Raw genomic sequence first — 21,036 nt, 5'->3', positions numbered from 1 at the left:
CCATGACGGCGCCGAGGAGCGCGGGCAGCACCTGCGTGGCCGCCAGGGCGACGGTCACTTCCCGCGGGGTCGCGCCGAGAGCGCGCGCCAGCGCCGACGCATGCCGGTTGTCGAGCACCGTCGCCCAGGTGATGACGACGGCGTTGACCGCCGCCAGGGTGAGCAGGATGACCGTCCAGACCAGGAGCACGTGCCGCAGGACCGCCACCTGGGCTTCGGTGTACGCGCCGGTGCCTGGCTGGCCGGCGAGGAAGGCGTTGAGCACCAGCAGCACGTAGATGCCGCTGACCGTGACCGCGATGGTGGCCACGCCCAGCACCACCCGTCGCGGCCGGCGGCCGGTGAGCCGCAGAGCGAGCAGCAGCGGGACGGGCAGTCGCGCCGAGACGGCGATCAGCCAGCCGGTGCGGCGAGGCGGGCGTGCCGCGTCGGCCAGCGCGCTGACGGTGCTGGAGCGGGCGCCGCGCACGGCCGGGACAGCGGTCGCCACCACGGCGACGCCGAGTGCCACGGCGGTCACCAGGCCGATCGTGGACCAGGTCAGCGACGCCGTCCCCGCGCTGCCGACGAGGCCGGCGCTGGACTCGGTGAGCAACGGAGCGGTCAGCGCTCCGATCGTCAGCCCGGCCGCGGCCGCGACGACGGCCACCAGGAGGTACTCCGCGAGCAGCACGGCAGCGACGAACCCCGGCGTGCCGCCGACCGCCTTGAGAAGTCCGACGCGTCGGTGCTGGTCGGCCATCCGGCCGCCGACCAGCACCGAGAGGCTGGCCACGGCGAGCAGGCCGAGCAGCCAGGCGCCGATGAGCAGCAGGATCTGGGAGTCCTTGGCCAGGTCGGTGGCATCGGCGAGGATGCTCTCCCAGCTCTGCATCGGCATGGCGCCGCCATGGTCACCGCCGCTCCGGTCGACGAACGCCTGCGCTGTGTCCGGGTCGGCCAGCTTCAGGTTCACCACGTAGGACAGGGAGCTTCGGCCCGAGGCGAGGCTCCGCGCGTCCGCCTGGGTGAGCCAGACCAGCCCGGGATTGTGCAGGAAGCCCGCCGGCAGGTCCCGGTCGTCGGGGATGGCGCCGTTGACACAGCCGGTGGAGACGATGCAGGACGCCCCGGGGTAGGGCGGCATGGCGGCGGTGACCGCGACGCCGACGACCTTGAACGACCTGCCGCCCAGGGCGACCGGGTCACCGACGCCCACGTCGAGCGAGCCGGCGAAGGCGGCCTCGAGCACCACTCCGCCGTCGCTGACCCACGTGCCTTGCGTCACCTCGGGCTGGTCGACCGCCGCGGCGGCGGCGTCGCGCCCCATGGCCTGGACGTCCGACGTCCGGCCGGACGCCTTGAGCTTTCCCGCGATGACGGGGTACGGCCCGCTGTGCGCGGTGACGCCGGAGGCGGTGGCCAGTTTCCCGAGCTTGGCGAGGCCGCCGGGGCCGGCGCTCGCGACCACGTCGGGTCCCCTGGTCGTCGCCCGGGTGCTCCGGTACGGGTCGCCGGCCGCGTCGCGCAGGACGAGCCCGAGCGTCAGGGTCGTGGTGGCGGCCAGGACGGCGATCAGCAGAAGCGCGGCCTCGGTACGGCGACGCCTGAGGTCTCGCAGGGCGAGACGGATCACGAGAAGGATGCGCCCCATCGCGGTCAATCCTCCAGCCCGACGAGCGCGCCGAGTGGCCCGGCGGTGCCGCCGGTCGGCCGGGTCCGCTCCACGAACACGCCGTCACGCATCGAGAACGTCCGGTCCGCGGTGGCCGCGATCCGCGCGTCGTGGGTGACGATGACCAGCGTCTGCCCGGACTCGTGCAGGTCCTTGAAGAGCTGCAGGACGTCCGAGGTGGCGGCGCTGTCCAGGTTCCCGGTCGGTTCGTCGGCGAGGACGACCAGCGGCTCGTTGCTCAGCGCCCGGGCGACCGCGACCCGCTGCCGCTGGCCGCCCGACAGCGCGGAGGGCAGGAACCGCGCCCGGCCGGCCAGCCCGAGCTGATCCAGCAGCTCCTGCGCGCGCCGCCGTGCGACCCGCGGCGAGCGTCCGGCCAGCAGCGCCGCCAGCTCGACGTTCTCGACGGCGGTGAGCTCCTCCATCAGATGGAAGGACTGGAAGACGTAGCTGACTTCGGTACGCCGCACCCTGGCCAGCGCCTTCTCGCTGATGTTGTCGATGCGCCGGCCGTTCAGCGACACCTCGCCGGCCGAGGGCCTATCCAGCCCGCCGAGCAGGTGCAGCAGCGTCGACTTGCCGCAGCCGCTCGGCCCCATGATCGCCACCGTCTCTCCCGCGCCGACGTCGAGATCGACGCCGTCGACGGCGCGCACCAACCCCTCCCCTTCACCATGCTCCTTGCGTAGCGCGCGGGCGCTCAGTACGGGCGTGCCGGCGGCGTTGCTCACGATCCACTCCTTCGGACGGGTCCAGTTCCGCTTACGGGTCTTGAGCCGGCGCAGGCTCGCCTCAACCGCGAGCACGATGCCCTCCGCCGGCAGCGCTACGGTCGCTACGGCCGCTGCGGCAGGCGCGGCAGGCGCGGCAGGCGCGTCAGACGAGCGCCAGCGCCTTGGCCACACCCGGGTCACGCCCGGTGGCCAGGTCGAGCGCGGTGATGGGGGCGTAGTGGTCGACCGGCACGCCGATCGTGTCGATGATTTCGCGGGCGGGCCCGAGGTGCCGGACCTTGGGCAGGAGCACGGCGCTGCCGTCGTCGAGGAGGTATGCCTCGCTGGGTGCGCCGAGCAGCCGGGTGACCTCGCGAGGTGACCCGCCGCCGTTGCCACGCAGATCGAGGAGCACGGCCTTCGGTTTGTCCCGCAGCTTGGCGATGACCTGGTCGGCGGCGCCTTCGGAGAAGCCGGGCAGCCGGATGTAGGTGACGTTGTCGGCGAGTTTCTTTGACGTCACCGCCGGGGGCTGCGGCGTGATGGGGCCCTCTTTGAGCTCCACGGTGTTCCCGATGAACGCCGGCACGCCGTCGGCCTTGGCGGCGGGGCTGCCAGGCAGGACGCTGGTGATGAACAACGGCGGCCTGGCCGCCGGGTCGAGTCGGTGTCGCGGTTCCCGGTCAGGGCGGGCAACCGAAGGCCGGCCCGATCCGCGCCGCGCCCCAGCAGGTTCTGGGTACAGGCGGCGAAGGCGCTCTTCAGCAGCTCCTTCGCATCCAGGACGGAGCCGCTGTAACAGTTGTCCAGCACGCAGAAGTACGCCTGCCGGAGCGTGTTCACCGAAGTCGGCGGTGCCGCTCGCGGCGGTGGCGCCGTGCTGGTGGCGCAGCCCCCGTCTGTGGTGGCCGATGAGGACGATTCGAGCGTGGACGCCGGTGCCGATATGGAGCAGGCCGTCATCAGGACGGCCGCGCAGAGGGCTCTGATCATGGCCGCCAGCGTCGCCTGAAGCGGGTTACACGGTCGTGAACGGATCCGTTAACGCCCATGCAACGCCGGATCGAGTATGAACGTCGGATGCGGATTCTGGTGGCCGAGGACGAACGCGACCTGGCCGATCTCGTGGCGGTGGGGCTGCGCCGCCATGCCATGGCCGTCGACGTGGTGTACGACGGGGCCGCCGCGGTGGAGCGGCTGGCGGTGCACGACTACGACGTTCTCGTGCTGGACCGGGACCTGCCCGGGATTCACGGCGACCTCGTGTGCGCCGAGCTGGTGGCGCGCGGGAGCCGTACGCGGATCCTGATGTTGACGGCGGCGGCGTCGGTGCCGGAACGAGTGGCAGGTCTCGGGATGGGGGCCGACGACTACCTGCCCAAACCTTTCGACTACACCGAGCTGGTCGCGCGGGTGCAGGCGTTGGGGCGGCGCAGCCAGTCGCAGGTGCCACCGGTGCTGATGCGGCACGGGATCGTGCTCGACAGGCACCGGCTGCAAGCTTCCCGGGACGGGCGGCACCTGCAGCTGTCGCTCAAGGAGTTCGCCGTCCTGGAGGTGCTGATGAGGGCGGACGGCGCGGTCGTGAGCTCCGAACGGCTCCTCGAAGAGGCCTGGGACGAGAACGCCGATCCGTTCACCACAGTGGTGCGGGTCCTGATCAGCCGGCTGCGGGCCAAGCTGGGCGACCCACCGTGCATCCAGACCGTTCCGGGTGCGGGATACCTGCTGTGACGACGATCCGGGTACGGCTCACCCTGATCTACTCCGGGCTGTTCCTGCTCACCTCGGTGGTGTTGCTGGTCACGGTCAACCTCCTGCTGCGCCGGGCGCTGGACGTGCGGATCGGCCAGCTGACCGGCGGAGGGGCGCCGCCGCCGCGGGGCGTACCGAACAATCGGCTGCCGCAGCTGCCCCAACTGGTGAACAACGTGATCGGCTACCAGTGGCAGGCGACCGCGCTGACGGTCGGGACCCTGACACTGGTCTCGTTGGCCGTTGGGTGGTTGCTCGCCGGGCGGATCCTGCGGCCCATCCACCGGATCACCGCCACCGCGCAGCGGCTGTCCCTGTCGACCCTGCATGAACGGATCGCGCTCGCCGGGCCGAAGGACGAGCTGAAGGAGCTGGCCGACACCTTCGACGCGATGCTCGACCGGCTTGAACGCTCCGTCGAAGGGCAGCGGCGGTTCATCGCGAACGCCTCCCACGAGCTGCGGACTCCGCTGGCCGTCCAACGGGCGGCGATCGAGATCGGGCTTCCCGAGGACGTCGGCGAGATCCGCGGCACGCTCCTGCGCCACAACCGCCGCGCGGAGAAGCTCATCGACGCCTTGCTCGTCCTGGCCCAGGCCGAACACGGCCTGGACAGCAGGAGCCCGGTGGCCCTGGACCAGGTGGTGCGGCGCGCCCTGGCGGAACGAGACGCCGACGGCGTCAGCGTGACGGGGCAGACAGAGCCGTTCGTCGTCGCCGGGGATCCTGTCCTGCTGAACCGGCTCGTCACCAACCTCCTCGACAACGCGGTCCGCTACAACCATCCCGGCGGAACCGTCGAGGTGACGCTCGCCCGCGGAGCGCTGACGGTCCGCAACACCGGCCCGCACGTGCCCCAGGAACGTTTCGGCGACCTCTTCAAGCCCTTCCGGCGGCTCCACACGACTCCCGGACAGGGTGCCGGGCTCGGCCTGTCGATCGTCGCGGCGATCGCGAAGGCCCACGGGGCCGACGTGCGAGCGAGCTCCAATTCGGGCGGCGGGCTGGAGCTCGTCGTAGTCTTCGCGGGATCCGCCATGTGATACGGAGTCGCACTGTCTGCCGACCCGACGTCCGGATCGCCGGTCGAGGCCGCTGTCGAGCGCTTCCTGGAGTTCCTGCAGGCGGCCACGACCCGAGCAGTACGCCGCGGTGATGCACCAATGGAGCACCGCCTCCGCCGAACTCGACCCGCACCTTGAGGGCGGACCTTGCATCAGCTGCGTCATTCGGCGCTCCAACAGCTGGCCCAAGCCGGCCGCACCACACCCGGGCGGCCGACCGCTCATGCAAGCAGCCGTTGGCCGTAGCCGAACCTCGGCTCGTCGTCGCCTGAGGTGAGGGCGGTGGCAGGGGTCAGACGCCTGGAGCTGCCAGGCCCTACGACCCCGGTCGCAGAGCGGTCGTGGGAGGTCATACCGAGGTCGCGCCCAGCTTTCCGCATTGCGGCCGTTGTCCGGCTGAGGCCGCTCCGCCACCGTGATCACCATGACTATGACCGTCTTCCTCGGCCTGTCCGCGACAGAGCTCTTGGCCTTGGCGTCCGCCGTCGTGCTGGTGCTGGCCCGCTGGCTGCCGCCCGGCGCGCGCCGGCCCTGCGCGTGGGCCGGCGCGGCTGCTTTCGCGGTGTCCGCGATCGTGGCGGCCGTGCTCGGGATCCGCTGGCAGCTCATACCCGTCCTCGCAGGCGGGGCCCTCGCGTTGGCGTTCGCCGTGCCCGGCCTGCTGGGGCGTCCCGCGCGGCGGGCTCGGTGGTGGCTGGCCCTGCCGGGGTCGGCGGCGTGCCTGGCGCTGGTTCTCGCGGGCGCGGTGGCGGCGTGGGCGTTGCCCCGGCCCGTGTTCCCCGAGCCGTCGGGCGCGTACGCCGTCGGCACCACCGTCATGCAGTGGACCGACCCCGATCGGGCGGAGACCGCGACGTCCCGCGCCGACGACAGGCGAACGGTCGTCGTCCAGCTCTGGTATCCCGCGCAGCGCGATCCTGCCGCCCGGCGGGCGTGGTACCTGGGCCGTACGGCTGAGGAGGCACAGCTCGTCGCCCGCGGCGAGGCCGAGTACCTCGGCCTTCCGGGCTTCATTCTGGACGAGGCGGCACGCGCCGGCACGCGTTCAGCGTCTGATGTCCCGGTGGCCGCCAGGGGCGGCCGGTTTCCCGTGGTCCTGTTCTCGCCCGGGCTCGGCGGCGTGCGGACCCAAAGCACCGCCTGGGCCGAGGAACTGGCCAGCCGCGGCTACGTCGTGGCGGCCCTCGACCACCCGTACGACTCCGCCGTCGTCACCCTCGTCGGCGGCCGGACGATCCGCACCCGGGTCGCGTCCACCGGCGACCAGGCCGAGGACGATCGACGCGCGGCCGGGTGGACGGCGGTCAGGGCCGCCGACCTGGGCTTCGTCCTCACCCAGCTCGGCCGCCTGGACCGTGGCGAGCTCCCGGGCCTGCTGGCCGGGCGGCTCGACCTCCGCCGGGCCGCGGCGACCGGCCACTCCCTCGGGGGCGCCGCCGCGCTGCAGGCCGCCCGCCAGGACCCCCGGTTCGCGGCCGTCATCGACATCGACGGCTTCCCGCGGGACCCCGCACCGCAACCGTTTCACCAGCCCGTGCTCGCGCTCACTCACGACGTGCAGCCGGGCGAGGCGCCGGACTACATCCCCCGGCTCACGCGGGTGCTCCAGCTCAGCACGGCGACGAGCTACCGGCTCACCGTCCCCGGTTCGGCGCACCTCACCTTCACCGACGCTCCGCTGTTCCTGCCGCCGCTGCCCGCGCTCGTCGGCTCCCTCGGCAGGACCGCCGGGCCACGGATCACCGCGGGGGCCACCGCCGCCTTCCTCGACGCGGCGCTCCGCGGCGAATCCGGCGACCTGGCAGCGGCCCTGTCCAGGTACGGCCACCTGACCGTCCTGTAGCTCGTTCGGAGGCCCGCCGGAGCGCGAATAGGACCCCCTCTTCCTCATCCGGAGGGCGTGCCACGACCAGGCGATGTCACGCCGGGCGTTCAGCGGCGGTGGCCCGCGGGTCTTTGGCGAACTCCTGCACGATGCGCTCGCAGAAGGCCGGCAGGTCGTCGGGCGACCGGCTCGTGGTGATGTTGCCGTCGGTGACGACCGGCTCGTCGACCACCTCGGCTCCGGCGTTGCGCAGGTCGGTGCGCACGCTCGGCCACGAGGTCAGCCGGCGGCCCCGCGCGACGTCGGCCTCGACGAAGTTCCACGGGCCGTGGCAGATCGACGCGACCGGCTTGCCCGACTGGACGAAGTCCCGGACGAACCGCACCGCGGCGGGTTCCATCCGCAGCTTGTCCGGGTTCACCGTCCCGCCCGGCAGGAGCAGCGCCTCGTAGTCGTCGACCGACACCTCGGCGACCAGCCGGTCCACGGTGAAGGTGCCGGCGTCCTCGAGGTCGTGGTCGCGTGCCTGGATCTCGCCGCCGGCGATGGAGACCACGACGGTGCGGGCGCCGGCGTCGTCCAGCGCCTGCCGCGGCCGCTCCAGCTCTACTCGCTCCACCCCGTCGGCCGCGAGGATGGCGACCCGGCGTCCGTTCAGCTCTCCGGCCATGTCAGGCACCCGCCCCCGCCGTCGCCGGGTGCAGGACGACCTTCGTCCAGCCCTCGTCCCGATTGTCGAAGTGCTCATACGCCTCCGGCGCCTGGTCGAGAGGCAGCTCGTGGCTGACGATGAAGGACGGTTCGGCCTTGCCCGCGGCGATCAGGTCGCGCAGCTGCCGGTTGTACTTCTTGACCGGGGCCTGGCCGCTGCCGACGTGCTGGCCCTTGAACCAGAACATGCCGAAGTCGAAGGCGAGTTTGCCCTGCTTGGCCAGCTCGTCGCCGGCCCCCGGGTCCTGAGGTATGAAGACGCCGACGCAGCCGATCCGCCCGGTGAAGCGCACCGAGGCGACCAGCCGGTTCATCGTCAGGTTGGGCTGCTCATGGCCGTCGGGCTCGTGCGCCTGATAGCCGACGCACTCGCAGCCGTTGTCCGCGCCCAGCCCCATCGTCTCGTCCAGCACGACCTGCACCGGGTCGACCTTGGAGTCGTCGATGGCGATCGCGCCGATCGACTCGGCCAGCCGCAGCCGGTCGGGGTGGCGGTCGACGACCATCACCTTGCTCGCTCCCCGGATGGTCGCCGAGAGGGCGGCCATCAGCCCGACCGGGCCCGCGCCGTAGATGACCGTCTGGTCGCCGGGCCGCACGCCGGCCATCTCGGTGGCGTGGTAGCCGGTCGGGAAGATGTCGGCGAGCATGACGTAGTCGCTCTGGCGCTGCTCGGCGTCCTCGCCCAGCCGCAGGCAGTTGAAGTCGCCCCAGGGCACGCGCAGCAGCTCGGCCTGCCCGCCGCCGTAGGGGCCCATGTCGGCGAAGCCGTAGGCGGCGCCGGCCAGCTTCGGCTCGGGCTGGGCGGTCAGGCAGTAGTTCGTGAGCTGACGCTCGCAGTTCTTGCAGTGCCCGCAGGCGATGTTGAAGGGCAGCACGACCCAGTCGCCCACCTGGACCTTGTCCACCCCATCGCCGACCTCGACCACCTGACCCAGGTTCTCGTGCCCGAACCAGCGGCCGGGCTCGAAGTCGGTCCGGCCCTCGTACATGTGCAGGTCGGAGCCGCAGATGTTCGCGGACGTGATCCGCACCAGGACGTCGGTCGGCCGTTCGATCCGCGCGTCCGGCACCTCCTTGACCCTGACCTGCCGTGGCCCCTCGTACACCACTGCCTTCATGACGATCCCCCCGTCGCAGATGCCGCTCTCTCCACGGGCGGCCCCCAGGCGGATACCCCCGGAAAACCGTCTGAACCCACAGACGGACACCCTCAGTGTCCATACGGGTACGAGACGTCAAGCACGATCCAGCACGACCGCATGTGTCGCGCCACGACGGGTAGTCACTGCCGGGACGTCGCCCGGCTACCGGCGAGGAGCGCCCATGGCCAACAGTGAGCAGCATCGGCCGGAGATCGTCGTCGGACTCGTGGCGACCCCGCCGGACTATCCGGCGCAGGTGGTCGCGCGGCTCGCCGCCGAACTGGCCGGCCGGCTCGCCGAGCAGGTGGACCCGGACATCCGGTGGACCGTCCGGGCAGGCTGGGGTGAGGTGGCCCCGCGCCGCGACGGCGGCGTCGAGGCGCTGCTCGACGATCTCGCCCGACGGCGCGCCGACGCCCGGTGGGACGTCGCGATCTGCCTGACCGACCTGCCGCTGCACACCGAGCGGGTGCCGCTGGTCGCGCAGGCGTCCGCCCGGCGCCGGGTCGCGATGGTGTCCTTGCCCGCACTGGGGCTACGCCAGCTGCGAGCGCTTCACGCCGCCGTCCCCGGTCTGGTGGGCCGGTTGCTCGCTGACGCGTCCCAGGAGCGGGTACCCCGGACCGGCGGGGCACCGGCCGAGCTGACCGGCCAGGTCGCCGCCATCCACCGGGTGATCGGCGAGGCCGACGCCGGCGAACTGGGCTACGTCGCCTCACGACTGGCCGGCCGGCTGCGCCTGCTGACCGGAATGGTCCGCGCCAACCGCCCCGGACGCGCCCTGCTGGGCCTGTCCAAACTCCTGGCCGGCGCCTTCGCCACGGCCGCGTTCGCGCTCACCACCGACACCATCTGGGAAATGGGTGACGCGCTCGGCGGGCTCCGCCTGACCGTGATCATGCTCCTCGGACTGACCGCGCTGGTGACCTGGCTCATCATCGCGCACGGCCTGTGGGAGAGACCGGGCGGGGAGACACCGGCCGAGCTGGCCCGGCTGTTCAACCTGGGCACGATCCTCACCCTCACCCTGGCCGCCGTGGTGTCCTATCTGGTGCTGTTCGCCGGGACGGCACTCGTCGCGGCGTTGCTGATCGACACCTCGGTGCTGGAACAGAACCTGAAACGGCCGGCCGGCCTCGCCGACTACCTGACCCTGGCCTGGATCATCAGCTCCCTGGCCACCGTCGGCGGCACGATCGGTTCCGGGCTGGAGGACGAGGACACGGTGCGGGCCGCCGCTTACGGCTACCATCCCGAACCCGGCGGCTGGCGCGACGAGAAGGACACGTGATTCCTCGCGCACGGCCGAAGGCCCACACCGCTCGGGGGTTCGCGCCACCAGCCCGGGCCGTAGCCACGTCTGTACCGAGCAGGGTGCTGGCGAATCTCCCGTGCGATCAGGGAGAAAAGGGACCCTGCCGGTGCGCAGAGAGTGGCAGCCGGAGTGCCGGCCCTCGATGAGACCGAGGTCGGATCGCCGGCGAACAGGAGCGGCTGCGGACGCCACCGCCGCGGCCGCATCTCGGCGGCCACGCCCGCGGGCTTCGCCCCGGTGACGGCAGCGGTCCGGCAGGAACGGGCAACGAGCCCGGCATGAGGTCGGGCTGATGCAGCAGGCGTAGTCGCAGCTGGGGAGCGCCGCCGTTGTCTCGTGCCCAGTTATAGGCGAAGGCGGTCGGAGCCGCGTCCCAGGGGTAGCTGCCGTGGAGGCGGCAGAGGACGATGTCGTCGTCGTGGAGTCGCGCGGGGGCGTTGCCGCGCAGCACGTCGGCCAGTGCGGCGTCGGCGGGAGGCGGGATGTGGTCCCGGGCTTCGGGGTGAGGGCGAAGCCGGGGATGGTCTGGGTCGCGATCCATTGGCTTCGGCGTAGCGGCCAGCCGGCCGGGCGAGTAGGGCGCCGACACGACGGCCGGGGCTTTCAGTACGAAGGCGTCGATGGTCTCGTGCCGCAGCCAGACCTGCGGATCGTCGGGCAGGCCGGTGCGGTGGGGCACCACAGGGCGAGCCGGCCGGTCGGCGACCAGGTCCCATTCCGGCGGCGCGTGCCGTGGCCGGTAGCCGGCGATTTTCGCCGAGGTCACGGGATCGAGCGTCACACCGGACGGCCGGCCGCAACTTTCCCGCCCGTACCCTCGTCCAACGAGCCGTGCACATGTTGATCGACGGGGACCCGCAGCAGCTGGGAACGTACTGGTTGGCCGGACGGCTCGGAGCGGGCGGCCAGGGAGTGGTCTACGAGGGCTACGCGGAGGACGGCACCCGGGTCGCGATCAAGGTGCTGCACACCGGCCAGGTCGCCGAGCTCGCCAAGGAGGCCACGGCGGCCCAGCGGGTGGCCTCGTTCTGCACGGCGCGGATCATCGAGGCCCGGCTCGACGGGCCCCGGCCGTACATCGTCAGTGAGTACGTCGGGGGGCAGAGCCTGCGCGCCGCCGTCGCCGCGGGCCGCCGCTTCTCCGGCGGCGACCTGCACCGGCTGGCGACGGCGGTGGCCACGGCGCTGACCGCCATCCACGACGCCGGGGTGGTCCACCGCGATCTCAAACCCGACAACGTGCTGCTCGGACCGGACGGGCCGCGCGTGATCGACTTCGGCATCGCCAGGACCGACGACATGTCGCTGACCGAGACCGGCCTGGTGAAGGGAACGCCGACGTACATGGCGCCGGAGGTGTTCACCGGCCACCGGGCCGGGCCGCCGGCCGACGTGTTCGCGTGGGGCGCGATCATGCTGTACGCGGCGACCGGCGTGGACCCGTTCCAGGCAGACAGCCTGGGCGCCGTCATGCACCGGGTCATGTCCGCCACTCCGGACCTGAGCGTGCTGCCCGCCCCGTTGCGTCCGATGGTTGCCGCCGCGCTCAGCAAGGAGCCGCTGCACCGGCCCCGCGCCAGTGAGTTGCTGCTCGCCCTGGTCAGCGGCGGCACGGGCCTGGACCTGCGGCATCTGCTGGCCGAGGGCGGCAGGGAGGCGTCCGGGATGGCCGCCGAGGCGGACGATCCGGCGCTGGGCACGCTGGCCGAGGACGCGTACGCCATGCTCAATGCCGACGAGCGCGAGCTCGCGCCGGAGGTGTTCCTGAGGCTGGTCACGGTGGGGGAGCACGGCGACCTGTCGGGGCGCCGGGCCGAGCTGGCCGAACTGCTGGAGGGCAGGACCCCGCCCGAGGTCTCCTCCGTGACCCGGATCCTTGAGGTGTTCGGCTACCTGCTCGCCCGGAACGGCGAGGAGGTCTGGCTGGCCCGCCCGGCGCTGCCGCTGGCCTGGCCCCGCTACCGCCGCTGGGTGGAGACGAACCGGGACGGGCTGGCCGTGCACCGGGAGATCCTGACCGCCGCCCGCCGCTGGGACCGGTCGGGCCGCAGGGACGGCGACCTGTTCCAGGGCACCTCTCTGGAGGCCGCACTCCAGTGGGCGGCCACGGCCCGCAGGAACATCACGCTCTCCCCCGCCGAGCGCGACTTCCTGGCCGCCGCCGCCACGCTGACCCGGCGCAGGACCAGGCGCGACCGGCTGGTCGCGCTGAGCCTGGCGGGGCTGCTCACGATCGCGCTGGTCGCGGGTGGCCTGGCGGTGCAGCAGGGAAGCCTGGCCGACGAGCGGGCCGAGCGCATCGCCGTACAGCTCGACGAGGCCGAGGCATCGCGGCTGGCGCAGCTCGCCGACACCTATCGGCAGAGCGATCCGCGCCTGGCCATGCAGCTCAGCCTGGCCGCCTGGCAGCTGGACCGGACGCCGCAGACCAGGACGGCGCTGACGACGTCGCTGGCGCAGCGTGAGGTGGCGGTGTTCAAGGACCCGGCGACGGCGGCCGGCACGCTGCGCGTCCTGGGCGCGGACGGCCGGACGATGGCCAGCGTGAGCGGTGACGCGGTACGGCTCTGGGACGTGCGCACGGGCAGATCCGCGGGCGGCGTCGCCAAGCTGGGTCTCGGCGGCGCCCGCCCGGCCGCCGCCGCACTCTCCCCCACCGGCCGCCGCCTGCTGGTGGCGACCAGCGAGCAGGCCGGGGTGTGGGACCTGCGGACGGGCCGGCGGATCGCGGTGTGGCGGTTCGGCCACGAGGTCGGGGATGGCCTGAACCTGCAGTACGACAGCGTGGACAGGTACGCGGTGGTCCGGATCGGCGGCGGCGACCGCCTCTGGGACGTGGAACGCAACCGCCGCATCAGGACCTCCGCCACGCTCGGCCCCATGACGCCGTCGGGTGAGGCCGTCTACTCCTACCCCTCGTTCCCGATCACCCGCATCGACCGGCTGCGCCTACCGGACCTCGCCAGGCAGTCGACCCTCTCCCTGGACGACCGGTGTGACCAGTGCGAATGGCCGCTCGCCGGCGCCCCGGACGGCCGCTCGCTCGCCGTGTCGGCGAGCGACGGCCTGCGGATCGTCGCGACCGCGGACGGCTCGGTCCTCGGCACGCTCGGGCAGGACGGCGTCGCCTGGAACCGGGGCGAGGCGACCTTCAGCGCCGACGGCCGGCTGCTCGCCACGGCCACCCACGACGACATCCAGGTATGGCGGCCGGACGGGCAGTTCCTGACGAAGGTGACGCTGCCGGAGGGCCTGCCGGAGGACTACCCGAGCGTCCCCCAGGTCGCCTTCGACGGCCACGTGCTGCGCTACCTCACCGAGGACCGGGTCGTCACCGTGGACCTCGCCGACCTGGTACAGGACGCCCGGGGACGGTCCTGGGCGGAGGCCGCGCTGACCTCCGGCCGCCTGCTGGCGACCGAGGACCTCGAGCAGATCCACCTGACGACGCCCGGCGCGGCGCCGGGCACGCCCGCGCAGCGCCGGGCCGAGGACGACCCGGTGGGCGCGCTCGCCCTCAGCCAGGACGGGCGACTGGCCGCCGTCGGCGGCAGCCGGACGATCTCCGTACTCGACACGGGCACCCGGCGGGAGCTGGCCAGGCTGACGCCGTCCGGGTTCACCGAGACCGATCGTGTGGTCTTCAGCCCCGACGGAACCCGGCTGGCCACGGTGGTGGACGGAACGGGCTCCGGCACGTACAGGCCGGGGATGTGGGACTGGAAGGCCCGCCGCCTGCTGTGGTCGCAGCAGGTGCGGGAGGTTCACGACGTGGAGTTCTCCCCGGACGGCAGGACCCTGGCGGTGTCCACCGACGCCGAGCGCCTCTACTCGGTCGCCTCGGGCGAGCCGATGGGCGGGCCGTTCGCCGGCACCGGCCAGGGGATCACGCTCTCGTCCGCCGTCTTCACCCGCGACGGCAGGTCGATCGCCATCGTGGACCAGGGCGGGCGCCTGACCGTCTACAACGTGGCCACGCGCCGCCCGGCCGGCGAGCCGATCACGGGGAACCTCGACGGAGCGGCGGTCAGGTCGCCCCGCGAGGACGTCGTCGCGGTGAGCACCAGGGAAGGCCGGGTACGGCTGTTCGACCTGGTGCGGAAGGCGCCACTGGGCGAGCTGCCCGACGGCAACCGGGACGGCGTGCAGGCCCTGGCCTTCACCGCCGACGGCTCCAGGGTGCTGGTGCTGGACGGCGTGGGCACGGTACGCGAGCAGCCCGTCGAGCCGGGGGCGGTGGCGGCGGCGGTGTGCGCCCGCGCGGGGAAACCGCTGAGCAGGGCGGAGTGGGCGCGTTACGTCACGGGCGCCGCCTATCGCGCGACCTGCGCTCGGTGACGGCCGGGCATGCCACGCGGCCGCCGCCGGGTGCGCGCCGGACCTTGTCACGCCGGGCCTGCCGGCCGGCGGGGCGGGCAGGCGCCGCCTCGCTCGGACGGGTGACACCCCGCCGTCTGCTTGTCATGCCTGTCTGGCGAGCCCTCGCCCTGTCGCGGCGGCCAGGCATGGTCTTCAGCGTCGAGCCGGCCTTCCTCACGGAGATCCGGAGAACGGTCGCCCGCGACTATGCCAGGCCAGGACAGAATTGGAGCGCTTCTCCAAGCGACGCGCTTTATGGATGGATTGAGAACGAGCGCAAGAATGCCGCGATGATCTCTCGACAGGCTAAGACCGCAAAGAAGAAGGACGCGTGGTTCCCCGGCCTCGCAACGTCTTGATAGCAAGCAAGACATCTTCAGATGCATCGCCACAGGTGGCTGCCGCTCAGATGGTCCGCCTACGATCATCAAACCCATGTTCGCGACGATCAGCCGGAGGCCACATGTCAGTCAGCGGTTCACGTTCGAAAGCCTTGACGTTCGTCGGCGTCCTCGCAGCCGCGGTCATCGTGATCGTGGCAATCGTGGCCTTCCGCGGCACCGACGACCAGCAATTCATCCGCTCGGCGGCGGATATGGAGGCGTTCGCACGCACCATGAGGGACGGCGACCGACTCGGCCCCCGCACCGTCGGCGGGATGGACTTTGAGGAGGTCCGCCGCGAGCGCGGCGTTGTCGTCTTTCAGCAAGGTGAGGCGTTAGCGAGCCCTTACGGCTACGCCTGGAGTCCGCAGGGGGATCCAGCTCCGATCCTCGAGGACATGGAGTGGTCGGAAGACCACGTCGATCACTATTTCGAGCATCTGGAGGGCGCTTTCTACTCCTGGCAGGGAAGGCGCTGACCGCCGCGGACCCCAGGGCGAGGCGCCAGAAGCGGCGCCTACAACAGCCGCGTCAGGCGCCGCAGCTTTCCTTGATCATGCGCCAGGTGATCTGAGACATTCGACCTGCCACGCCAAGATTCTGAGACCGCCGTGACTCCGAATGTCTCAGTCGACTTGGCGTCCACCAGGTCACACCTTCTCCCGCACGCCAACTCAATTGAGAAGGGACAAGAGCTCATGGTGGCTGGCGGTCAGGGGTGGGGATGTAGTCGGCGAACTCGTAGTGACCGTAGCGGCTGAGCTTGGTGGTGACTTCTGACCAGGTCTCCCCGGTGCACTGGTTGACCAAGCGGTCGAAAAGGACTCGATGGCTGCCCAATCGTAGGTGCTGACGATCACGTGGTGGGCGCCGCTGATGGGCCGGTCGTGAATCGCCCCGGGTTCGGTGGAGACTTGATCTCTTGAGAGGATCAAGTCCATGCCTGGTAAGTCTCCCTATCCCGCCGAGCTGCGCCGCCGGGCGGTGCGGATGGTCGCCGAGGTGCGGCCGGATTACCCGACCGAGTGGGCCACGATCAACGCGGTGGCGACCAAGCTCGGCATCGGCACCGCGGAGACACTGCGTACCTGGGTCCGCCAGGCGCAGATCGATGAGGGCAGCCGGCCCGGCCGCACGACGGACGAGTCGGCCGAGCTGAAGCGGTTGCGCCGGGAGAACGCCGAACTGCGGCGGGCGAACGAGATCCTGAAGGCCGCATCGGCTTTCTTCGCGGCCGAGCTCGACCGGCCGCACACGCACTCGTGACCTTCATCGACCAGCACGCCGGCGTGTTCGGTGTCGAGCCGATCTGCCGTGTCCTGACCGAGCACGGCTGCCCCATCTCCACCAGCACCTACTACGCCGCCAAGAGGCGCCCGCCCTCGACGCGGGCGGTGCGCGACGCCGAACTGGACGCCCACATCCAGCGCATCCACACCGCCAACTACGGCGTCTACGGCGCCCGCAAAGTCTGGCAGCAACTGCTGCGCGAGGGGCATCGGGTGGCCCGCTGCACCGTCGAGCGCCGGATGCGCGCACTCGGCCTGCACGGCGCCCGGCGGGGCAAGAAGATCCGCACCACCACGCCCGATCCCGGGCACGAGCGGGCGGCCGACCGGCTGCAGCGCGACTTCACCGCCCAGCAGCCGAACGCCACCTGGGTGGCCGACTTCACCCACGTGACGGCCTGGTGCGGGGTGGTCTACGTCGCGTTCGTCGTCGACATCTACTCCCGGGCGATCGTCGGCTGGGCCGCCTCGCTGACCAAGCACACCACGCTCGTGCTGGACGCCCTGGACATGGCCCTGTGGCGGCGTGAGCGCACCGGCCACCCGGCCGGGCCGGGACTGGTTCATCACTCGGACGCGGGCAGTCAATACACCTCTTTCCGGTTCACCACCCATCTGCTGGCGGCCGGCATCGACGCCTCCATCGGCACGGTCGGCGACGCGCTCGACAACGCCCTGATGGAATCGCATATCGGCCTCTACAAGACCGAGCTGATCAAGCCCCGGGGCCCGTGGCGCAGCCTGGCTGAGGTGGAACTGGCCACCGCTGAATGGGTGGCCTGGTTCAACACGACCCGCCTGCACTCAGCCATCGGACACCTCCCGCCCGAGGAGTTCGAGGCGATCTACTACGCTCAGCACCACCCCAACGAAGCCCTAGCAATCAACCGCTGAGGTCTCCATCAAAGCCGGGGCGGTTCAGTCGTCGCGTTCGACTTGGTCCTGAAGCCATTGCGGGGTGCAGACGGTGAAATCGAAAGACTCGTCTCCAGGACCGTCATCGGGACCGGCGATCATCTGGACCAGGAACATGAAGCGTTGTGGATCGTCGGGAACGTAGGTGCCTGGGGCGATGTCCGGCGTGTGAAGGTGTCGGATGGCGGCTTTCATAATGGTCTCCGTCGGGTTGTCATCAGTTTCTTCTGTCTTGAGGTGCTTTGGGCCTGTTTCCAGTGACGTCTCGGCGGGTGTGGTCTCGTCGACCTCGCGGAACTTGCCGCCCTTGCCGTACAGGCGCAGCCGGCCCTTGCGGGCCGGCATCTGGATGTCGCCGACATCGAGGCGGACGACCTCGCTGATGCGGGCGCCGGCGTAGTACGGGATCAGCGCGATGCACCGGCCCCGGGGCGACAGATGCGCCTCCACAGCGCGCAGCCAGCGGATGCGGGCGCGCTCGGCCAGCGCGCGCGGCGCTCTCTTGGGCAGGTCGCTGAGCGGGCCGGGCGGGGCCTCGTCGTGCGGGGGCGGGGTCGTCGGCGGGTACGGGCCCAGAGGTCGGACGGGCCCGTGGCGGAACCGCGCTGACGTCGCCGCGTTCGGCGGGAGGCGGCTCTTCGTCCAGCGGTCGCCGTCCCGGTGGAACGCCGTGGGGGGTGCGGGCCACGAGCTGCCGGCGGTCGTTGTCCTTCGCCCAGGGGGCGGCCGGTTCCACGGCGGGCACGCCGTCGGCCGGCGCGGGACGTGGCCGGGAGGGCCCGGTCACGCCGTCTCGGCGGCGAGGGCCTGCGCCACGGGGCGGCGGGCCGCCAGGCGGGCGGGGAGGGCGGCGAGCGCCGCCGTCGCCAGGAGGATCGCGAGGGCCGCGCCGAGCAGCCAGGCGGCGGGCGGTTGGGCCGCGTTCCTGGCGGCGAAGAGCGAGAGCAGGCCGACGCCCAGCGGGACGCCGGCGGCGGCGCCGGGCAGGCTCGGCAGGAGCTGAGCGGCGGACAGCCCCGCGGTGACCTGGCCTGGGGTGGCGCCGAGGGTGCGGGCGATCGCCATGTTCGCCCGGGCCTCGACGGCCGTGGTCCAGGTGAAGGTGAGGGTGTTGACGACGGCGAGGGCGATCAGCAGGAGGGTGACGGCGAGCACCAGCCGGCGGTCGTACTCGCCGCGCAGGTTGGGCAGGCCGGCGGCGCCGCCGAGGCCGTAGCCCCGCTCCGGCTGGACGTGCATGGTCAGCAGGCCGACGATCGCGATCACCGTGGTGGCGGTGGCGCACGCCTGCAGCACGGCGCGGCCGGGGCGGCGGGCGGTCAGCCGCAGGCCGAGCAGCAGCGGCGTGGGCAGCAGCGCGGACAGCGCGGTGAGCCAGGGCCGGTGCCGGGGGCTGCGCGGGGCGGCGGACAGGGCGCTGACGGTGGCCGTGCGCAGGGCCCGCGTCGTGGGACGCAGCGTGGACAGCACCGCCACCGCCACCGCGAGGACGGTCGCCGTGACGACGGTGGACGTGCCGGGCCCGGCCGCGTCGCCGATCCGGCTGGCGGTGGGGCTGGCGAGGGCGGGCCCGGCCAGGCGGGCGAGCGCCAGCCCCAGCGCGTCGCCGGCCAGCGCCAGCACCAGGTACTGGGTGAGCACGACGGCGCCGATCAGGCCAGGGCCGGCGCCGACGGCCTTGAGCAGCCCGGCCCGGCGGGTCTGCTCGATCGCGCGCCCGGCGGCCAGCGCCGCCACCCCGGTGACGGCCAGGAAGCTGAGCAGCCAGCTTCCGACGAGCAGGATCGGCCGGCTGTTCCTGAGGATGACCTTGTCCTGCGCGGCGGTGAACTGCCAGGAGTGCAGGGTGATGTCGATGTCGGGGAAGCGGTCGGCGCCGTCGATGGTCCCGGTCGCGGCGGGGTCGCGCAGCTTGAGGTCCAGCGCCATGGTGACGGGGAGGTCCGCTGACGACGCCAGCGCGCGGGCGTCGGAGCGGGTCATCCAGGCCAGGCCGCTGTAGTCGGTGGGGCCGCCGCCCGGTCCGACCTGGGCCGCCCACGGGTAGATCGAGGTGGCCGCGGTGACGGCGATCCCGACGACGGGGTAGGAGCGGCCGGCGATGGTGACGCGGTCGCCGACGCCGACGCCCAGCGCGGTGGCGAAGCCGCGTTCGAGCACGGTGCCGCCGGGGCGGACCCAGCGGCCGGAGGTCACCAGCGGCCGGTTGACCGCGGCGGGCTTCTCGGCGAAGCCCTGCACGACCACCTGGGAGGTGGCGGAGCCGCGCGCGGTGAGGTCGGCGTAGACGACGCGGTAGGGGCCGTGGTGCGCGATCACGTCGGGGTCGTCGGCCAGCGACGCCAGGGCCGGGGTCGCGGCGGGGCCGGTGGCGCTGGTGAGCGCCACCACGTCCGGGCCCGCGGTGGCCGCGCGGGTCTGCGCGTACAGCGCGTCGCTCATGCCGCCCAGGGACAGGCCGAGCGCCATCGTGGCGGTGGCCACGGTCACCGCGAGCAGCAGCATCGCGGCCTGCGCCCGGTGCCGGCGCAGGTCGGCGAGCACCAGCCGGCCGACGAGCACGAAAGAGCCCATGACGCTCAGCCCTCCAGCCCGATGAGCCCGCCGAGTCCGGGCCGCGCGGCGCCGGCCAGCCAGGTGTCGTCGACGAACATCCCGTCGCGCATCGAGATCAGCCGGTCCGCCGTGGCCGCCACCCGCTCGTCGTGCGTGACGACGACGAAGGTCTGCCCGGCGGCGCGCAGCTCCTCGAAGATCCTCAGGACGTCGAGGGTGGCGGCGCTGTCGAGGTTGCCGGTCGGCTCGTCGGCCAGGACCACCAGCGGTTCGTTGACCAGCGCGCGGGCGAGCGCGACGCGCTGCCGCTGCCCGCCGGACAGCTGCGCGGGCAGGTGCCGGGCGCGCCCGGCGAGGCCGACGCGTTCCAGCAGATGGCCGGCGCGCCGCCTGGCCTGGCGGCGGGAGCGCCCGGCCAGCAGCGCGGGCAGCTCGACGTTCTCGGCCGCCGACAGCTCCTCCACCAGGTGGAACGCCTGGAAGACGAACCCAACCGAGCGGCGCCGCAGGCGGGCCAGCGCCCGCTCGCTGAGCGTGTCGATGCGCCGGCCGGCCACCCACACCTCCCCGCCGGTCGGCCGTTCCAGGCCGCCCAGCAGGTGCAGCAGTGTCGACTTGCCGCAGCCGCTCGGCCCCATGACGGCCAGCAGCTGCCCCTGGGGCACCTCCAGGTCGACCTCGTCCACGGCGCGGACCCGGCCCTGTCCCTGGCCGTGCGCCTTCACCAGGTGACGCGCCCGGAGGGCGGGCTGTGACACGTTCATGCATCCTCGGCTTCGTCGTCGACCTTGGACCAGGCCCGCTCGCACGCCTCCAGCCAGCGCAGGTCGGCCTGCAACCGCAGCACGACCCCTTCCAGCAGCAGGCCGGCGGCCGACCCGGCGGGCTCCGCCAGCGCCGCGCGCTGCACCTCGCGCAGGCGGCGCAGCAGCTCGCGGCGCTGCGCCGCCACCAGCTCGACCGGGTCGGCGAGCCGGGCCGCGGCCGCGGCGGCGAGCTTGAGGTGGAACTCCGCCAGGTCCGGCTTCGGCCGGCCGACCTCGGCCAGCCAGGCGGTGACCCGCTGCTGGCCGGCCGGCGTCAGCGCGTAGACCTTGCGCTCGGGCCGTTCGGGCAGGCCGTCGGACCGCTCGCAGACGACGAGGCCCGCCTTCTCCAGCCGGGCCAGCGTGACGTAGATCTGGCCGCGGTTCAACGACTCGCCGAGCGGGCCGAGGGCGCGCCGCAGCCGGGCGTGCAGGTCGTAGCCGTGGGACGGCTCCTTGGCGAGCATCGCCAGCACCGCGTCCTGCACCCTCCACCCCCTAACGGTTAGCCAATAGATAGCGGTCAGCCGCAGAAGGTGTCAAAAC

General features: G+C 72.5%; 17 protein-coding genes. 8 read left to right on the top strand and 9 right to left on the bottom strand.

Annotated elements, in window-relative coordinates; genetic code table 11:
• From MF672_RS50900 to MF672_RS50890, 3 genes are all read right to left on the bottom strand, one after another.
• A partial coding sequence (locus MF672_RS50900) for an FtsX-like permease family protein (protein WP_247815846.1) occupies positions 1-1,633 on the bottom strand: 1,633 nt, incomplete at its 3' end.
• Between the two features lie 5 nt (positions 1,634-1,638).
• Positions 1,639-2,385 (bottom strand): ABC transporter ATP-binding protein, encoded by a 747-nt coding sequence (locus tag MF672_RS50895; RefSeq protein WP_242382123.1) that lies wholly within the window; start codon positions 2,383-2,385, stop codon positions 1,639-1,641.
• A 145-nt stretch (positions 2,386-2,530) separates the two neighbouring features.
• The gene (locus MF672_RS50890) at positions 2,531-3,007 is read right to left on the bottom strand and encodes a S41 family peptidase (RefSeq protein ID WP_242382122.1); all 477 of its coding nucleotides are present in this window, start codon (positions 3,005-3,007) and stop codon (positions 2,531-2,533) included.
• 162 nt (positions 3,008-3,169) lie between these two features.
• On the opposite strand from MF672_RS50890, the gene MF672_RS50885 reads away from it, so the two are divergent.
• The 4 genes from MF672_RS50885 (at position 3,170) to MF672_RS50870 (ending at position 7,029) form a co-directional block, all read left to right on the top strand.
• Positions 3,170-3,379 (top strand): hypothetical protein, encoded by a 210-nt coding sequence (locus MF672_RS50885; protein WP_242382121.1) that lies wholly within the window; start codon positions 3,170-3,172, stop codon positions 3,377-3,379.
• Positions 3,380-3,447: 68 nt separating this feature from the next.
• The gene (locus tag MF672_RS50880; RefSeq protein WP_242382120.1) at positions 3,448-4,101 is read left to right on the top strand and encodes a response regulator transcription factor; all 654 of its coding nucleotides are present in this window, start codon (positions 3,448-3,450) and stop codon (positions 4,099-4,101) included.
• Positions 4,098-5,165, top strand: coding sequence for a HAMP domain-containing sensor histidine kinase (locus MF672_RS50875; RefSeq protein WP_247815845.1), 1,068 nt, complete (start codon positions 4,098-4,100; stop codon positions 5,163-5,165). Before MF672_RS50880 ends, MF672_RS50875 begins: the two co-directional genes overlap by 4 nt.
• A gap of 445 nt (positions 5,166-5,610) precedes the next feature.
• Positions 5,611-7,029 (top strand): alpha/beta hydrolase family protein, encoded by a 1,419-nt coding sequence (locus MF672_RS50870; protein ID WP_242382118.1) that lies wholly within the window; start codon positions 5,611-5,613, stop codon positions 7,027-7,029.
• 76 nt (positions 7,030-7,105) lie between these two features.
• Here MF672_RS50870 and MF672_RS50865 read toward each other — a convergent pair whose 3' ends face one another.
• Positions 7,106-7,681, bottom strand: a complete 576-nt coding sequence (locus tag MF672_RS50865; RefSeq protein ID WP_242382117.1) for a type 1 glutamine amidotransferase domain-containing protein — start codon at positions 7,679-7,681, stop codon at positions 7,106-7,108.
• 1 nt (position 7,682) lies between these two features.
• Positions 7,683-8,843 carry a glutathione-independent formaldehyde dehydrogenase gene (locus tag MF672_RS50860; RefSeq protein ID WP_242382116.1) on the bottom strand — a complete coding sequence of 387 codons (1,161 nt, stop codon included), beginning with the start codon at positions 8,841-8,843 and terminating at the stop codon, positions 7,683-7,685.
• A 205-nt stretch (positions 8,844-9,048) separates the two neighbouring features.
• On the opposite strand from MF672_RS50860, the gene MF672_RS50855 reads away from it, so the two are divergent.
• The 4 genes from MF672_RS50855 (at position 9,049) to MF672_RS50840 (ending at position 17,107) form a co-directional block, all read left to right on the top strand.
• Positions 9,049-10,158, top strand: coding sequence for a DUF2267 domain-containing protein (locus MF672_RS50855; RefSeq protein ID WP_242382115.1), 1,110 nt, complete (start codon positions 9,049-9,051; stop codon positions 10,156-10,158).
• A gap of 861 nt (positions 10,159-11,019) precedes the next feature.
• On the top strand, positions 11,020-14,520 hold the full coding sequence (locus MF672_RS50850; protein ID WP_247815844.1) for a WD40 repeat domain-containing serine/threonine protein kinase: 3,501 nt from the start codon (positions 11,020-11,022) through the stop codon (positions 14,518-14,520).
• Positions 14,521-15,034: 514 nt separating this feature from the next.
• Complete coding sequence (locus MF672_RS50845) at positions 15,035-15,403, top strand: hypothetical protein (RefSeq protein ID WP_242383970.1); 369 nt, start codon at positions 15,035-15,037, stop codon at positions 15,401-15,403.
• Positions 15,404-15,863: 460 nt separating this feature from the next.
• Positions 15,864-17,107, top strand: a protein-coding gene (locus MF672_RS50840) for an IS3 family transposase (RefSeq protein ID WP_247815177.1) whose coding sequence is annotated in 2 segments (ribosomal slippage) — positions 15,864-16,146 and positions 16,146-17,107 — 1,245 coding nt in all. Because the reading frame shifts where the segments join, the coding sequence is not laid out codon by codon here.
• A 24-nt stretch (positions 17,108-17,131) separates the two neighbouring features.
• Here MF672_RS50840 and MF672_RS50835 read toward each other — a convergent pair.
• The 4 genes from MF672_RS50835 to MF672_RS50820 all read right to left on the bottom strand — a co-directional run bounded on the left by MF672_RS50835 (position 17,132) and on the right by MF672_RS50820 (position 20,978).
• Positions 17,132-17,578 (bottom strand): Imm8 family immunity protein, encoded by a 447-nt coding sequence (locus MF672_RS50835; RefSeq protein ID WP_242384217.1) that lies wholly within the window; start codon positions 17,576-17,578, stop codon positions 17,132-17,134.
• 333 nt (positions 17,579-17,911) lie between these two features.
• Entirely contained in the window at positions 17,912-19,702 is a 1,791-nt protein-coding gene (locus MF672_RS50830) for an ABC transporter permease (protein WP_242383364.1), read from the bottom strand.
• Between the two features lie 5 nt (positions 19,703-19,707).
• Positions 19,708-20,448 (bottom strand): ABC transporter ATP-binding protein, encoded by a 741-nt coding sequence (locus MF672_RS50825; RefSeq protein WP_242383363.1) that lies wholly within the window; start codon positions 20,446-20,448, stop codon positions 19,708-19,710.
• Positions 20,445-20,978: a PadR family transcriptional regulator gene (locus tag MF672_RS50820; RefSeq protein ID WP_242383362.1), complete on the bottom strand. Its 534-nt coding sequence runs from the start codon at positions 20,976-20,978 to the stop codon at positions 20,445-20,447. Before MF672_RS50820 ends, MF672_RS50825 begins: the two co-directional genes overlap by 4 nt.
• Positions 20,979-21,036 lie beyond the last annotated feature (58 nt).

The organism is Actinomadura luzonensis (genome assembly GCF_022664455.2).
GTDB classification, from domain to species: Bacteria; Actinomycetota; Actinomycetes; order Streptosporangiales; family Streptosporangiaceae; genus Nonomuraea; species Nonomuraea luzonensis.
The sequence above is the reverse complement of the archived record's forward strand: the minus strand, read 5'-3'. Positions and strand labels throughout refer to the sequence as shown.